Source organism: Rhizomicrobium sp., assembly GCF_056722145.1.
Genome location: NZ_JBWZET010000302.1, coordinates 24,016 through 35,740, shown reverse-complemented (window position 1 = coordinate 35,740; position 11,725 = coordinate 24,016). Strand labels below are relative to the sequence as shown.

The 11,725-nt window shown below is 65.2% G+C and carries 12 protein-coding genes; 7 read left to right on the top strand and 5 right to left on the bottom strand.

Translation table 11 applies throughout. The features are described 5' to 3' along the window. The 7 genes from AC1P6P_RS16105 to AC1P6P_RS16075 form a co-directional block, all read left to right on the top strand. A partial coding sequence (locus AC1P6P_RS16105; RefSeq protein ID WP_481403465.1) for an NAD-dependent epimerase/dehydratase family protein occupies positions 1 to 898 on the top strand: 898 nt, incomplete at its 5' end. Further along, complete coding sequence (locus tag AC1P6P_RS16100; protein WP_481403464.1) at positions 895 to 2,166, top strand: TIGR04295 family B12-binding domain-containing radical SAM protein; 1,272 nt, start codon at positions 895 to 897, stop codon at positions 2,164 to 2,166. The genes AC1P6P_RS16105 and AC1P6P_RS16100, both read left to right, overlap by 4 nt. Then, positions 2,154 to 3,224 carry a glycosyltransferase family 4 protein gene (locus AC1P6P_RS16095; protein WP_481403463.1) on the top strand — a complete coding sequence of 357 codons (1,071 nt, stop codon included), beginning with the start codon at positions 2,154 to 2,156 and terminating at the stop codon, positions 3,222 to 3,224. The genes AC1P6P_RS16100 and AC1P6P_RS16095 overlap by 13 nt, the downstream gene beginning before the upstream one ends. Continuing rightward, positions 3,221 to 4,306 carry a CgeB family protein gene (locus AC1P6P_RS16090; protein ID WP_481403462.1) on the top strand — a complete coding sequence of 362 codons (1,086 nt, stop codon included), beginning with the start codon at positions 3,221 to 3,223 and terminating at the stop codon, positions 4,304 to 4,306. Before AC1P6P_RS16095 ends, AC1P6P_RS16090 begins: the two co-directional genes overlap by 4 nt. Further along, positions 4,297 to 5,376, top strand: coding sequence for a CgeB family protein (locus AC1P6P_RS16085; protein WP_481403461.1), 1,080 nt, complete (start codon positions 4,297 to 4,299; stop codon positions 5,374 to 5,376). Before AC1P6P_RS16090 ends, AC1P6P_RS16085 begins: the two co-directional genes overlap by 10 nt. Continuing rightward, a complete protein-coding gene (locus tag AC1P6P_RS16080) occupies positions 5,376 to 6,461 on the top strand; it encodes a CgeB family protein (protein WP_481403460.1) in 1,086 nt (361 codons plus the stop codon). Before AC1P6P_RS16085 ends, AC1P6P_RS16080 begins: the two co-directional genes overlap by 1 nt. A gap of 26 nt (positions 6,462 to 6,487) precedes the next feature. Next, the gene (locus tag AC1P6P_RS16075) at positions 6,488 to 7,504 is read left to right on the top strand and encodes a UDP-glucuronic acid decarboxylase family protein (RefSeq protein WP_481403459.1); all 1,017 of its coding nucleotides are present in this window, start codon (positions 6,488 to 6,490) and stop codon (positions 7,502 to 7,504) included. A gap of 78 nt (positions 7,505 to 7,582) precedes the next feature. Here AC1P6P_RS16075 and AC1P6P_RS16070 read toward each other — a convergent pair whose 3' ends face one another. From AC1P6P_RS16070 to AC1P6P_RS16050, 5 genes are read right to left on the bottom strand one after another with little or no spacing between them, the layout of a single operon-like run. Then, positions 7,583 to 8,650, bottom strand: a complete 1,068-nt coding sequence (locus AC1P6P_RS16070; RefSeq protein WP_481403458.1) for a glycosyltransferase — start codon at positions 8,648 to 8,650, stop codon at positions 7,583 to 7,585. Further along, entirely contained in the window at positions 8,647 to 9,405 is a 759-nt protein-coding gene (locus AC1P6P_RS16065) for a PIG-L deacetylase family protein (protein ID WP_481403457.1), read from the bottom strand. The genes AC1P6P_RS16070 and AC1P6P_RS16065 overlap by 4 nt, the downstream gene beginning before the upstream one ends. Beyond that, positions 9,386 to 10,282: a glycoside hydrolase 5 family protein gene (locus AC1P6P_RS16060; protein WP_481403456.1), complete on the bottom strand. Its 897-nt coding sequence runs from the start codon at positions 10,280 to 10,282 to the stop codon at positions 9,386 to 9,388. The genes AC1P6P_RS16065 and AC1P6P_RS16060 overlap by 20 nt, the downstream gene beginning before the upstream one ends. Then, complete coding sequence (locus tag AC1P6P_RS16055; protein ID WP_481403455.1) at positions 10,279 to 11,001, bottom strand: TIGR04290 family methyltransferase; 723 nt, start codon at positions 10,999 to 11,001, stop codon at positions 10,279 to 10,281. The genes AC1P6P_RS16060 and AC1P6P_RS16055 overlap by 4 nt, the downstream gene beginning before the upstream one ends. Then, positions 10,998 to 11,723, bottom strand: coding sequence for a nucleotidyltransferase family protein (locus tag AC1P6P_RS16050; RefSeq protein WP_481403454.1), 726 nt, complete (start codon positions 11,721 to 11,723; stop codon positions 10,998 to 11,000). Before AC1P6P_RS16050 ends, AC1P6P_RS16055 begins: the two co-directional genes overlap by 4 nt. Positions 11,724 to 11,725 lie beyond the last annotated feature (2 nt).

The window sequence follows — 11,725 nt, the reverse complement described above, 5'->3', positions numbered from 1 at the left end:
CGACCTGGTGCGTGTCAAGATCGCCGATGTACGTGACGTCGAGGCTGTTGCTGCGGCCGTCGAGGGTGCGCGCGCGGTGCTGCATCTGGCGGCGCAGGTCGCGGTCACCACCAGCCTCGTCGATCCGCTGGAGGATTTCGACATCAACGCCCGCGGCACCCTCAACGTGCTGGAAGCGGTGCGCCGTCACGCGCCCGACGCGAGCGTGGTGTTCGCGTCGACCAACAAGGTCTATGGCAAGCTGCTCGATTTTCACGAATTGGTGCTGGATGGTGCCCGCCATATGCCGGCGGACCGCAAGTTGCATTTCGGAGTCGACGAACGCACGCCGCTGTCGTTCTGCAGTCCTTACGGCTGTTCGAAAGGTGCCGCGGATCAGTACGTGCTCGATTACGCCCGTGTTTATGGGCTGAAATCGACGGTGTTTCGCATGAGTTGCCTTTATGGGCCGCATCAATACGGTCACGAGGATCAAGGCTGGGTGGCGCATTTCCTGATTTCGGCGTTGACCGGCAAACCGCTGACCATCTATGGCGACGGCTGCCAGATGCGCGATGTGCTCTATGTCGACGATGCGGTGCGTGCCTGGCTGATGGCGCTCGACCGGCCGGACGATTTCGCCGGACGCGCCTTCAACCTCGGCGGCGGACCAGGCAATGCCATCAGCCTGATCGATCTGATCGGCCAGATCGAAGCCATGACCGGCGTGGGCGTGCCGCACACGTTCGACAATTGGCGGCCCGGCGACCAGGCTTGGTACGTCTCCGACACACGCGCCCTGGAAGCGGCGAGCGGATGGACGCCGACCGTTTCGGTGGAGCACGGATTGCTGCGCCTGAAAGCATGGCTCGAAGACGAAGGCATCGCGCAAAGCGAGCGCGCGAGGCGCTCGGCATGAAGATCGCGCTGGTCAATCCGCCGTGGTCGTTCGCGCACAGCATCTATTTCGGCTGTCGCGAACCGCATTTGCCGCTCGAGTTCGGTTATGCCAAGGCGCTGCTGACCGCAGCGGGACATGCCGTGGACATCATCGACGCGCAGCTATTCGGGCTTGGCCTCGGCGATGTCGCCTCCGCGGTGAAGGGCGCCGACATGACCGTGGTGACGACGGCGCCGTCCTACCTGTTCTGGCGATGTGCGCCGCCGGAATTGCGCGTGCCGCAGGAAACGCTCGCCGCCCTTGACGGCATCGGCGGACGGAAGGTGGTGGTCGGTCCGCACGTTTCCACCACGCCGCGCGCGGTGATGCAGAAACTCGCCGTCGATATCGGTGTGATGGGCGAATGCGAGGAAACGCTGGTCGCCATCGCGGCCGGCGAGACCGACATTGCGGGCACCGTGACGCGCGACGGCATCGTTCACGGCGGACCGCGGGCGGCACGATTCATCGACGCCCCGGCCCTCGTGTGGGACGATGAGGTCATCGCGCATCACCACCATCATCACCATCGCTTCGACGCGCCGCCTTCCGGCCCCGGCGCCGAAGTGGAAGCTTCGCGCGGCTGTCCTTACAACTGCAGTTTTTGCGCCAAGGAAAACTATCGCGATGCCTATCGCCGCCGCGATCCGGCCGCGGTGCTCGCCGAAGTCGAGCGGCTGGCGCGGCAAGGCGTGGAATACATCTATTTCATCGACGAAATCTTCCTGCCCAATGCGGCGTTGCTGCAGGGGTTGCAGGAGATCGACATCCGCTTCGGCATGCAAACGCGCATCGATCTGTGGAAGCCGGAAATGATCGCGCTGCTGGGCGCCGCGGGATGCGTGTCGGCCGAATGCGGCGTCGAAAGCCTGACGCGCGAAGGCCGTGAGGCGCTCGACAAGCGTTGCAAGCTCTCCACCGACGAATTGCGCGACCGGCTGATCCTGGCACGCCGGCATATTCCGTTCGTGCAAGCCAATCTGATCGAAACCCCGCTGGATGACGACGCGATGGTGGAACAGTGGCGCAGTGCCCTGCTTGATGCCGGCGTTTGGGCCAACGATCCGGTGCCGCTGTTTCCCTATCCCGGGTCGCCCGATTATCGCCGCTTGTGGGGCCGGCCCGACGATGCCGCGTGGGAGCGCGCCGTTTCGTATTACCTCGACCATTACGGCGCCTTCAGCGATATCCAGGACCAGCGCCCGCTGCCGCTTGCCGCCTTGGAGCATGCCCCATGCGCGTGCTGATGACGACCGACACGCTCGGCGGCGTGTGGACCTACACGATGGAGCTGTGCGCCGTTCTCGGCCGCGCCGATGTCGACGTGACGCTGATGAGCCTGGGGCGCTTGCCCGATGCCGGCCAGATTGACGAGGCCGCGCGCCTTGCCAACGTCGAATTCATCCCGACGTCGTGGCGCACCGAATGGATGCAGGATTGCGACGCCGATCTGGCGCGGTCCGGCGAACAATTTCTTGCCCTCGCCGCCGCTCTGAAGCCGGACATCATTCACCTCAACAATTTCTGGCACGCGCAGCTCGACTTCAACGTGCCGGTGGTGATGGTGGCGCATTCCTGCGTTGCAACGTGGTGGCAGGCCTGCCGCGGCACGCCGCTGCCGCCGGAATGGTCGCGCTACAATGGCTGGCTGCGCGAAGCAGTAGCGCGCGCGAATATGCTGGTGGCACCGACCGCCGCGTTTCTCGCCGATTTCCAAGCCGCACACGGCAACGCTGCCCACGCCAGCGTGATCCACAACGGCCGCAGCGGCTTCAAACCCGGCGTCAAGCGCCGCATCGTGTTCGCGGCCGGCCGCCTGTGGGACGAAGCCAAGAACATCGCGCTGCTGGCGCGCATCGCCGATGACATCGACACCCCAATCATCGTCGCCGGCGAACGCATCGGTCCCGACGGCGCCGCGTTCGATACCAGCGGTCTGGCGGCGCTCGGCCAACTCAGCGCCGCCGAAACCCAACGCTGGATGGCGGAAGCGGCCATTTTCGCGTCACCATCACGCTACGAGCCGTTCGGACTTTCCGCCCTGGAGGCGGCACTGTCGGGCTGCGCGCTGGTGCTTGCCGACATTCCGACCTATCGCGAGTTGTGGGATGGGGTCGCCACCTTCGTCGATCCCGACGACGCACCGGGGCTGCGCCGCGCCATCCGTATGCTGACGGATATGCCGCAACTGGCCGCCTCCGACGGCGTTCGGGCGCGGGAACGGGCACTGTCCTATTCCGCCGCAGCGATGGGCGCGGCCTATCTCGACCTCTACCGCACCTCGGCACTGAAGGTGGCGGCATGAAATTCGTCTGGTTCGTGCATGCGATCGCGTCGTGCTGGAACAACGGCAACGCCCATTTCCTTCGCGGTTTAGCGCGGTCGCTGCAGGCCAAGGGCCATACCGTCACCTTCTTCGAACCCCGCGGAAACTGGAGCGAAACCAATCTCCTGTCCGATCATGGCGCCGAGGCCCTCGGCGGCTTCGCAGCCACATTTCCCGACATTAAACGCCGCACTTATACCGCGACAGACGATCCAGCCGAGCTGATCGGCGATGCCGACGTCGTCATCATGCACGAATGGAACGACGCCGACTGGATCGCCAGGATCGGCAAGCTGCCGCGCACGTTCACGCTGCTGTTCCACGACACCCATCATCGCACCGTCACCGATCCGGATGCGGCGTTGTGGTCCGAGATCGAGCGTTACGATGGCGTGCTGGCGTTCGGCGAAGCGGTGGCCGAGGTCTATCGCCGTCGCGGCTGGGCCCGACGCGTGTTCACCTTCCACGAGGCGGCCGACATCAGAACTTTCTTTCCGCGCGCATTTTCCGGCGCCAAGCGCGACCTGGTGTGGATCGGCAATTGGGGCGACGAGGAACGCAGTGCCGAACTCGCCGAATTCCTGGTCGAGCCGGCGCGCGACCTGACGACGTCGGTTTACGGCGTGCGCTATCCGGCGACGGCGCTGGCGGCCTTGAAGCGGTGCAGCATTTCCTATCGCGGCTGGCTCGCCAATCACCGCGTGCCCGATGTATTCGCCGGCCATCGCGCCACCATGCATGTGCCGCGCGGGCCTTACGCACGCGCCCTCCCCGGCATTCCCACGATCCGCGTGTTCGAGGCGCTGGCGTGCGGCATCCCGCTGCTCTCGGCGCCTTGGCACGACAGCGAGCGGCTGTTTCCCGACGGCTGCTGGCTGATGGCACGCGATGGCGAGCAGATGCGCACCGCCCTTCGCACCGTGCTCAACGATCGGGCGCTGCGCGACGACATGATCGCGCGCGGCCTCCGCGCCATCCGCAACCGCCACACCACCGATCACCGCGCCGAGCAGCTTCTGCAAATCTGCGGCGCCGAGCAGCGGAGCCGCCAATGCGCCTAGCCTTCTTCGGTTCGAGCGTGGTTTCGGCCTATTGGAACGGCGCCGCCACCTACTATCGCGGCCTGTTGAAGGCGCTGGCCGCGCGCGGGCATGTCAATACGTTCTTCGAACCCGATGCCTTCGACCGTCAGGGCCATCGCGACATCGCCGATCCCGAATGGACGCGGGTGGTGGTGTTTCCGCCGACCCTCGACGGCATGCATCATGCGCTCAACGAGGCGCGCGAAGCCGATGTCATCGTCAAGTTCAGCGGCGTCGGCGTTCTCGACGAAGACCTCGAAGCCGGCGTTCTGGCGCTGCGCCGCCCCGGCCAGAGTATTCTGTTCTGGGACGTCGATGCGCCCGCCACGCTTGATCGCATGACCGCCAATCCCACCGATCCGTTCCGCGCCTTGGTACCGCGCTACGATGCGGTGCTGACCTATGGCGGCGGCGAAGCGGTGGTGAACGCCTATCGCGGTTTCGGTGCCGGGCTGTGCGTGCCGATCTACAACGCGCTTGATCCCGACACCCATCATCCGGTGACACCGGAGCCACATTTCGCCGCCGACCTTTCCTTCATCGGCAATCGCCTGCCCGACCGCGAGACGCGGGTCGACGAATTCTTCTTCAAGCCCGCCGCAACGCTGCCCGACAAGCGATTCCTGATCGGCGGCAATGGCTGGGCCGAGAAGAGCGCGCCCGCCAACGTCAAGAAACTCGGCCATGTCTACACGCGCGATCACAATGCCATCAATTGCAGCGCGCGGGCCGTGCTCAATATCAATCGCGACAGCATGGCCCGCTATGGCGCCTCGCCGCCGACCCGCATTTTCGAGGCCGCGGGCGCCGGCGCCTGCATCATCACCGATGCGTGGGACGGCATCGACGCGTTTCTCGAGCCCGGTACGGAAGTGCTGCTTGCAGACAGCGGCGACGCCGTCGCCGATATCCTCAGCGGACTGACGGACGACCGCGCCCGCGCCATCGGTACCGCGGCCCGACGGCGCATTCTCGCCGAACACACCTATGCCCGGCGCGCCGCGGATTTCGATGCCGTTCTTGCGGAAGGCTGGAGGGCGGCGATCTGATGGCGCGCTTCGTTTTCATCGGCCTGTCGCTGTCATCGTCGTGGGGCAACGGCCACGCCACCACCTATCGCGCGTTGTTGAAGGCGCTGGCGCGGCGTGGCCACGATCTTGTGTTTCTCGAACGCAATGCGCCGTGGTACGCCGAGCATCGCGATCTCGTCCATCCCGCCTATTGCCGGCTCGCCTTCTACAACAGCCTCGACGATCTCAAGCGCTATGCACCGGTGTTGCGCGAAGCCGATGCGGTGATCGTCGGTTCCTACGTGCCCGATGGCATCGCCGTCGGCGATTTCGCGCTGGCAACGGCCGGAAGCCGGGTGGCCTTCTACGATATCGACACGCCCGAAACACTGGCGGCGCTGGAGCGCGGCGACTGCGCCTACATTAACGCGGAGCTTGTGGCGCGTTATCCGCTTTATCTGTCGTTCGGCGGCGGACCGACCCTGGGACGGCTGCGGGAAATGGGAAACCGCCGACCGGCACCGCTCTATTGCGCCGTCGATCCCGATGTGCACAAACCGGTCGCCACGGAAACCCGCTGGACGCTCGGCTATCTCGGAACCTACTCGCCCGATCGCCAAAGTGGCTTGGAAACACTGCTTATGGAGCCGGCGCGAGCAATGGAGACCGCTACATTCGTCGTGGCCGGGGCGCAATATCCCGCCGTTGCGTGGCCCGCCAATGTCGAGCACATCGCGCATCTGCCGCCTGACCAACACGCCGCATTCTATTCGGCGCAACGCTTTTGCCTCAACCTGACGCGCGCGGCGATGCGCCGTCTCGGCTGGTCGCCCTCCGTGCGGCTGTTCGAGGCCGCGGCTTGCGGCACGCCGATCATCAGCGACGACTGGCCGGGACTCGACAGCTTCTTCAAGCCGGGCGAGGAAATCCTGATCGCGCGCGACGCCGGCGATATCATCGCCTTGCTGCAAAATCCGACACAGCGATCCCGCATCGCCGGCAGCGCGCGGCGCATGGTGTTGAGCCGCCACACCGCCGATCATCGCGCGGCGGAACTCGAGCAATTGCTGCAAGCAAACAGTGAAAGCAACCGCGGGTACCGGAGCCGTGTCTTGAACGTTTAGGAACGGGGCGACACGGAGTTAGACGGATGAAGCATGTTCTGGTGGCCGGCGGGGCCGGGTTTCTGGGATCGCATTTGTGCGATGCGCTGCTGGCGCGTGGTCATGCCGTGACCTGCCTCGACAATTTCCGCACCGGCAGCCGTGCCAACGTAGCCCATCTCGCCGATCATCCGCGGTTCCAACTGATCGAGCAATCGATCATGGCGCCGCTTCCTGCCAGCGAGCCGTGGGACGAGATCTACAATCTCGCTTGCCCCGCCTCGCCGCAGCACTACCAGGCCGATCCGCACTACACGCTGATGGTCAATGTCGTCGGCGTCGACAACCTGCTGCATCTCGCCCGGCGGCGCGGCGCCCGCCTGCTGCAGGCTTCCACCAGTGAAGTCTATGGCGATCCGCTGATGGAGACGCAGGTCGAAACCGACTGGGGCCACGTCAGCTGCACCGGCCCGCGCGCCTGCTATGACGAAGGCAAGCGCTGCGCCGAAACCCTGCTGTTCGACGAACATCGCCGCTCCGCTCACCCGATAAAGGTCGCGCGCATCTTCAACACTTATGGCCCGCGCATGCGCGAGGATGACGGGCGCGTCATTTCGAACTTCGTGGTGCAGGCCCTGAAGGACCGCCCGATCACGGTCTATGGCGACGGTTCGCAAACGCGTTCGTTCTGCTTCGTCGACGATCTCATTGATGGATTGATCCGGCTGATGGAGTCGCCGGAAGGCGTCACCGGTCCGATCAATCTCGGCAACCCGGAAGAGGTCTCGACCCTGAGCCTGGCGCAGCGCATCAAGGACATGCTGCGATCGAAATCGGAGATCGCGTTCCGTCCGCTGCCTGAGGACGATCCACGACGCCGGCGCCCATCCATCGCCTTGGCGCGCGACCTTCTCGGCTGGCAGCCGACGACGCTGCTCGCCGCCGGTCTGCCGCTGACGGCCACCTACTTCCGCGGCCGCATGCGCAAGTGGCGCGCCGTGGCCCTGCAACCGTCAGCCGAGCCGGCGGTTCTGTACACGAACGAGGCGGCAGCCCGGTCATAAGGAGGCCATGATGGCAAAACGCGATCACGACACGATCCCATACTGGGCCGAGCTGCGCGTCGGCGCAAACACCGGCGATCACCGCGACCCCGACGACGACGACGATGACGACGACGATGGCGAGGACGCGGGGGACGATGACGGCGACGAGGATGACGAGGACTGAACCGCGCGCCAAGCCGCAAAATAGCCTTCGATCATCCGATCCAGCGAAAATCGCTCCGCCGCATGGCGACGGCACTCTTCCGGCGAGATGGCCGAGGCGTTGACGGCTTCAGTCATGGCATCGACAGTGTCGACGAGATAGCCGGTCTTTCCCTGCACCACGGTTTCGGCCAAGGCGCCACGGCGGAACGCGACCACTGCCGTGCCGGACGCGGCGGCCTCGCGCGCTACCAGCGAACTGGTTTCATCGACCAACGTCGGCAGCAGCAAGGCGTGCGCCGCCGACAGCAGCCGGCGTTTGGCACGCCCTCCGACCGGACCGACGAAGCGCACCGATTTGCCGAGCAGCGGGCGGATCATGCGATCGAAATAGGCTTGGTGGTCGGGATAACCGAACACCGTGCCGGCGATCACCAGCGGAAACCTTTTCGCGGCTGCAATCGCGAGATGCACGCCCTTCTGCGGACAGATGCGCCCAAGGAACAGCACGAACCGCCGCTTGGCGAAGCCGCCGAAACGCGCCAGATCGACGCCGTTCGGTATCGGCGCGAGCAGCGGCAGGCCTCGCGCACCATCGTGCTGCGTCTGCGAAACGCATTGGTACCAAGTGTTTTTCGGCAACGCTGGATAGAAAGACAGCGGCAAATGCAGCGTGACCAACGCCGGCCGCGTAACGTGCCGCAAGAGCGGCGCGGCGTCGAGGGAATGAATGTGGACAATGTCGGCGTCATCCTGGTGGCGGTGCAACGCTGCGATTTGCGCCTCCACCGCGGCACGCTTGACCGCCTCCGTTAACGGAGGCGCAAACGCCGGAGTCGCGATCAGATCACCGGCAACCTTCGACCCCGCACAAGCGAGAACGATGGAACGATGTCCGCGCGCAACCAGTGCAGCGTCGAGCGCCGACAACACCTGCTCGGCGCCACCGACCGCATCGGGCCCGACCGGCGCCAGCGGATAGGCGACGCTGAGGACAATCATGGCGGCAAGGCGTCAAGCGCCGCAGCGGCATTGCGCTGCCATTCCTCCGGCGTGAGGCCCCATGGGCGGCCGCCGTAGTAAAGTGCGCCAGGCAGACGACGGAAATCGTACACGGGCGCGCGCCGAAAGCGTTCCGTTTCGAAAGAGAATTGCGCCAACACGTCCCGCTGGGATGCATGCGCCGCGATCATTTCGGCCTTCGCCACGCGCACGGTCACAACGCCATCATCGCTGGAAAAGGATTGGAACCTGGGGCCATTCTGGCCCTGGCGGTAAAACGGCATTTCCAGAATATCCGCCCCCGCACGCCGCCCTGCCCAATGCGTCGCGAAGGCGATCGCGTCGTGGTCGGGATGACCGCCTTCATAGGCATGGGTGATGACCGCGGCGATCTTCCGGAGGCGGAGGATTTCGTCGAGGCGCAATGAAAGATCGACCAAACGATGCGCCGCGCTTTGGTCGGCGAGCCCGAGCTCGATCAGCGTCCCAAGACGGACATCCCGCAACGCCGCGCGCAACTCACGCGCCCTGGCCGCCGCGTAATCGGCCGGCGCGGCAAATCCGTACGCCGCCGCATCGGCGGGTGCGGCGCCGTCGGTGGCGACCACCAGCGTTGCACCCGCCATGCGCTGCAGCAGGCCGCCACAGCCGATGCTTTCGTCATCCGGATGCGCCACAACCACCGCCACCGCGTCGCCATCGAACGGCGCGCCACGCGCGATCGCCGCCAGAATATCAGGCGATGTGGTCGCCATAGCGGCGCAGGATAGAAGCACAGAAGTCGGCATATTCCTGCGGTTCCTTGGGGGCGCTGGTATGATGCGGCGCGAGTCCGCGATGCTCCGGCGTGAAGCAGAATGTCAGTGTTACATCGAATTCCGCCAGCGCCGCCATCTGGCGATCGAACCAATCGAGCGCGCCGGGGCGGAAGCTGTCGGCCCAGGAAATGCCGGTACGCAGATGACGCACGCCGAGCCGGCGCATCCATTTGACCGCGGCATCGAGGCGGGGGTCGTCAAAATGAAACCATTGGCAGAGGCCGATCGCGCCGGCGTGTTCGCCATAGACATCGAGCGCCGGTTTGGGCGTACCGTCTTCGCGGATCAGGCCCATGTAGAAATGGCGGTAATAGGACGAGCCTTCCGCCTCGCGATGGCGCGTCGTGGCGCCCCACGCTTGCGGCAGATCGAACAAGCTGTACCAGTGAATGCGCGGCGCCCGTCCACGCAGCAATTCGGCCGTGCGCTTGAGACCCCAGGCCTGCACTTCTTCGGCGCCGAAACTCGAAACGCCGACTTCCGCCACCCACACCGGCAGATCGGTGACGGCGCGGATTTCGTCGATTTTTGCCGGCCATTCGTCGATCTTCCACAAATTCCAGTCGAGCGGAAAGCCGTGCACCGCAACGACATCGACATGATCGAGCACACCCTGCCCCGCCATGTTGCGGATGAAATGCGGATCGATCGGCGAAATGCCGCCCAACGCGCGCGGCAGCGATGGACATTCCGCCGCGATCGCCTTTCCCGCCAGCTTCGCCATCTCGGCGAACTTCACCCAGCCGGGATCGAGTTCCGCATCCCAATGGGATTTGTTGTTGGGCTCATTCCAGATCATCGCCGCTTCGATCATAACGGTTCGCTTCCCGTATCCATGCGGCGGCAGAGATAGACCTCTGATTCCGGGTGCGCGGTGATCGCGAAACCGGCGCTGCGCAACATCGCTTCGGTGCAGGCGCGGTTCGGCACCCACCAGTTGGTCGGATCACCGGCATAGCGATGCTCGATGAAGTGCAGCCTGGGATAGTCCGGGCGGTCGAACGGCGCGGTTTCAGCGAACGGATAATCCTCGGCCGGGCTGAACACGTCGGCGCTGCCGCGCTGCATCGACTGGAACACCAGCAGGTCGCGCGCGACATGGGCGTGGATGCGATCGAGCGCCAATAGCGGATGACGCAGGTGATACAGCACTCCCATGAACAGCACGATGTCGAATTTTTCGCCGAGCGCCGCAATGTCGTAGACGGACAGGTTGCGGAACTCGATTGCCTCGCCGGTGACCTCGGCGGCAAAACGCGCCTGGGCGAGATAATCCTCGTCGCTGTCGATGCCGAGCACGCGCGCGGCGCCACGCCGTTTCATTTCAATCGCATAGAATCCGCCGTTGCAGCCGATGTCGAGTACGCTGGCGCCGGAAAGATTTTGCGGCAACGCCGCCGCGAACCGGCGCCATTTCACGCCGGGATAATCGCCGAGGAAATGCTCCGGCGCGGTCCACACCCCGCCGAGGTCCATGTTGTGGAACCACGGCCCCAACGCGGCGATGCGGGCGCGAATGTCCTCCGCCGTCATGCCGCCTCCCGCGCCAGAAGCCTCATCGCCTGACGATAGCCGTCGACGGTGCCGACATCGACATAGGTCCGGCCGGCGCGCACGCCGACGGCCCGCCCGCCTTGCGCCAGCCACGCATTGACCAGCGTGCCGAAATACTCCGGCGGCGGACGACGGACCCGCCACAACTCGCCCAGCGCGTGAAACACCTCGCCCGGCATCTTGAACGCGCCCCACACCCAATCGCTGCGCGGCTCAGGACTTTTCACATCGATCGCGGCCACGCTGTCGTCGGCGTTCAGCACCACGGCGTCGAAAAAGCGTGGCTCGGCGACCGGAAACAGAAGAAACGACAGTTCGTCGGCGGGCAGCATGGCGAGACCGTCTTCGGGAAACCAGATCGTGTCGGGCAGGCCGACCACCACCGGCTCATCACCGACAAAGGGACGCGCGCGGAAGATCGCATCGCACAACCCGCTCGCCTCCGGCTGCACCACATAAGCGATCGCGACGCCGCGATAGGCATCGCCGTAATATGCCATGATGTCGGACTTTCCCGGCGAGATCACGAAACAGATGCGGTCGACGCCGGCCCGCGTCAGCCGGTCGAGCAGATATTCACTGACCGCGCGCGGGCGCTCGCCGCCATCGACCACGCGACTGCCGACCGGCAGCAGCTCTTTCGAAAACGCCAGCGGCTGGATGCGCGAGCCGTGACCGGCAGCGGGCACAATCCCCCACATCA

What these genes read in the sequence shown, in the direction of transcription:
- AC1P6P_RS16100 (WP_481403464.1), top strand. Translation starts at nt 895, where the DNA reads ATGAAGATCGCGCTGGTCAATCCGCCGTGGTCGTTCGCGCACAGCATC.
- AC1P6P_RS16095 (WP_481403463.1), top strand. Translation starts at nt 2,154, where the DNA reads ATGCGCGTGCTGATGACGACCGACACGCTCGGCGGCGTGTGGACCTAC.
- AC1P6P_RS16090 (WP_481403462.1), top strand. Translation starts at nt 3,221, where the DNA reads ATGAAATTCGTCTGGTTCGTGCATGCGATCGCGTCGTGCTGGAACAAC.
- AC1P6P_RS16085 (WP_481403461.1), top strand. Translation starts at nt 4,297, where the DNA reads ATGCGCCTAGCCTTCTTCGGTTCGAGCGTGGTTTCGGCCTATTGGAAC.
- AC1P6P_RS16080 (WP_481403460.1), top strand. Translation starts at nt 5,376, where the DNA reads ATGGCGCGCTTCGTTTTCATCGGCCTGTCGCTGTCATCGTCGTGGGGC.
- AC1P6P_RS16075 (WP_481403459.1), top strand. Translation starts at nt 6,488, where the DNA reads ATGAAGCATGTTCTGGTGGCCGGCGGGGCCGGGTTTCTGGGATCGCAT.
- AC1P6P_RS16070 (WP_481403458.1), bottom strand. Translation starts at nt 8,650, where the DNA reads ATGATTGTCCTCAGCGTCGCCTATCCGCTGGCGCCGGTCGGGCCCGAT.
- AC1P6P_RS16065 (WP_481403457.1), bottom strand. Translation starts at nt 9,405, where the DNA reads ATGGCGACCACATCGCCTGATATTCTGGCGGCGATCGCGCGTGGCGCG.
- AC1P6P_RS16060 (WP_481403456.1), bottom strand. Translation starts at nt 10,282, where the DNA reads ATGATCGAAGCGGCGATGATCTGGAATGAGCCCAACAACAAATCCCAT.
- AC1P6P_RS16055 (WP_481403455.1), bottom strand. Translation starts at nt 11,001, where the DNA reads ATGACGGCGGAGGACATTCGCGCCCGCATCGCCGCGTTGGGGCCGTGG.
- AC1P6P_RS16050 (WP_481403454.1), bottom strand. Translation starts at nt 11,723, where the DNA reads ATGTGGGGGATTGTGCCCGCTGCCGGTCACGGCTCGCGCATCCAGCCG.